This is a genomic window from Arthrobacter sp. M2012083 (assembly GCF_000281065.1).
Classification (GTDB): Bacteria; Actinomycetota; Actinomycetes; order Actinomycetales; family Micrococcaceae; genus Arthrobacter.
This window is the reverse complement of record NZ_AKKK01000060.1, coordinates 1-2,464: the sequence shown is the minus strand read 5'-3', so window position 1 is coordinate 2,464 and position 2,464 is coordinate 1. Positions and strand designations below refer to the sequence as shown.

The following is a 2,464-nucleotide window of genomic DNA, read 5'->3' as shown; positions in this document are numbered from 1 at the left end:
ACCCCCAACGCAAATCCACCCCCAACCCAACCCCACACACCCCCAAAACCCCACCCCACCGCCGTCGAACACAGCCCCCTAGCGGTGAGGCGAGGCACTGGCAGTGGCGGGCGAAACAGCGCCGGGTGGACCACCGATGACGAACCTACTGTCTGGTGGGAGGATGGGACGCATGGAACTGCACATCACAGGAGATGCCGCCGCGGACCAACTGCTCAGTGACGACGCCTTTGCGTTGCTGACCGGTATGTTGCTGGATCAACAAGTAACCATGGAGTCGGCTTTTGCCGGGCCTGAGAAAATCCGCACCCGTCTGGGTTCCCTTGAACCCGCTACCATCGCGGAGTACGACCCCGCCGGCTTCGTGGAAGTCTTCAAGGAACGGCCTGCCGTCCATAGGTTCCCTGGCTCCATGGCCGCAAGGGTCCAGGCTCTTGCAGAGACAGTGCATCGTGATTGGAAGGGGGACGCCGCCGCCATTTGGACCAGCGGGAACCCCGATGGCCTTGAAGTACTTCGTCGGCTCAAGGCCTTGCCCGGCTTTGGCGAACAGAAAGCAAAGATCTTCCTGGCCTTGCTGGGCAAACAATGCGATCTGCAGGCGGACGGATGGCGGGAAGCCGCCGGCCATTATGGTGAGGAAGGCTCTTACCTATCGGTCGCCGACATTGTGGACCCGGACTCCCTGGTCAAGGTGCGTGCCAGCAAGCAAGCGGCCAAGGCAGCCGCGAAAGCAGCGAAGGCGTAAACCACCCACGGTTTTCACGGAAGTCTCGGCCGAGCCTCTCCCTCGGAGCTCCCGGAAACAGCTGCTCCCCACTTGGGACTGGATCCGGAGGGCACTAAAGCCTTTGAAATTGACAGGGCGGTTGACGTTAAGGGCACCTTCACCGGGCAGTTTGCGAGTGTTACAGGAATCCGGATGTCGCAGAGCCACGAGAACTCGGATCGGAGTTCGTCAGGAGCGAAGAGCGTCCGGTGGAGGACCGGCTTACGGGCGCTCTTACGGTGATGTTGTCAATTCCCTCCGGTGCTTTCCGCACATAGGCCAAAGCAGGCGTCGTGGCCATTGCAGGCACGGTCTTCCTCGCGATGTACCTCGTGACCGCGTAGTCAACGATGCGTTCTACCAATCGGCCGCAGATGGCTAAGCGGTCGCAGGCGGGACTCCAGCAGCCTCCGTGCACGAACCTACGCGGCTGAGCGGTTCGTGAAGGGCGCTGGTCTTACGACGATGCCTGTTTCGACGAGTCGTTATTGAATGCCTGAGGTCACCCTCCAGTTCACGTTCTGTGAGGGATCCGCCTGCGGGCTTAGCCATGCAATGGAAATAGAGTCATTGGATGCCAACGCCACAACCGACAGATCGATTGCAGTTCCGTGAGATGACGGATACTGACCTCGACAACATGACCGCCTTGCTCGGAAATCCTGACGTGATGCGCTTCTACCCTGCACCCAAGTCTCGGGAGGAAGCAGCAAGTTGGATACTTTGGAACGAGGAGAACTATGCGACGCACGGGTACGGCCTATGGATCATCGAAACGCACGACGGAGAGTTCATAGGCGACTGTGGCCTCACCTGGCAGCTCGTGAACGGCACGCAAAAGCTTGAGGTCGGGTATCACGTGCGCTCTGACCTACACGGCCAGGGGTATGCGACAGAAGCAGCAGCGGCTTGTCGCGACTACGCTCGAGACCATCTCGAAGCCACGGAATTGATAGCTATTATCCATCCGGATAACCGAGCTTCAGAGCGTGTCGCTGAGAAAATTGGAATGCACCGCGTCGATGATGATCGAGGCGGGAACATCCCCGTCCGAACAGTCCTGAGCATGCAACTGTAGACACGCCCGAGGCCGGCCGAATGGCCCAGAATGACCGACGCTGTCCGAAGTACTGGGATTCGGTGACGGCCAGGTGTAGCAGGAGGCCCATCACATGGGTGCCTGTCGGAGTCAGGGGGGTACGCGCCTGGGCATCACTCAAGCCCTCACATTTCCACAAGATTGCTTCGCGGGCATCGTTCAGATACTCACGAAGCTGCGCCTCTCTGCCACTTTTATCGATGGCATGAACTGAACGCCACACGCTACCGTGTCCCGTATCGCTAGCGATTTCAGGCACTTGCGTTATCAGACACAGGGATTGAGCTGCCCCGTAAGCCGCTCCCCTTACGGGACGATCGAAGCGTGTCCCGATTGATCGGAGATGCTGATCATCTCCCTTTCAACCAGCAGGGTGAGGTTCGAGCGGCCCGTTGCCCGTGACACACGTTCGCTGGCCATGTAGTTGCTCACGTTTGATGGCGCCGGGTAAATAGGTGGTTAAAGGGGTGAAGCCTCCTTGGGTGGTGGAGGCTTCTGTTTGGGGTGGTGGTTAAATGCGGGAGACCCCCCGACCCGTGGTGGGTTGGGGGGTCTCTACCTAATGGTTGTCCGGCGGTGTCCTACTCTCCCACACC

3 protein-coding genes are annotated in these 2,464 nt (G+C 59.5%); 2 read left to right on the top strand and 1 reads right to left on the bottom strand.

Annotated elements, in window-relative coordinates:
• Positions 1-163: 163 nt before the first annotated feature.
• Both A477_RS0119500 and A477_RS0119495 read left to right on the top strand, forming a co-directional pair.
• On the top strand, positions 164-748 hold the full coding sequence (locus tag A477_RS0119500) for an HhH-GPD-type base excision DNA repair protein (RefSeq protein WP_017200551.1): 585 nt from the start codon (positions 164-166) through the stop codon (positions 746-748).
• 595 nt (positions 749-1,343) lie between these two features.
• The gene (locus A477_RS0119495) at positions 1,344-1,847 is read left to right on the top strand and encodes a GNAT family N-acetyltransferase (RefSeq protein ID WP_017200550.1); all 504 of its coding nucleotides are present in this window, start codon (positions 1,344-1,346) and stop codon (positions 1,845-1,847) included.
• On the opposite strand, the gene A477_RS23375 is transcribed toward A477_RS0119495, so the two are convergent.
• Entirely contained in the window at positions 1,729-2,091 is a 363-nt protein-coding gene (locus tag A477_RS23375) for a mycothiol transferase (protein WP_237715846.1), read from the bottom strand. The two genes, A477_RS0119495 and A477_RS23375, sit on opposite strands and share 119 nt — an antisense overlap.
• Positions 2,092-2,464: the final 373 nt, after the last annotated feature.

Bases quoted from the DNA above. Each gene is read 5' to 3' on its own strand.
- A477_RS0119500 (WP_017200551.1), top strand. From the start codon at position 164: ATGGGACGCATGGAACTGCACATCACAGGAGATGCCGCCGCGGACCAA.
- A477_RS0119495 (WP_017200550.1), top strand. From the start codon at position 1,344: ATGCCAACGCCACAACCGACAGATCGATTGCAGTTCCGTGAGATGACG.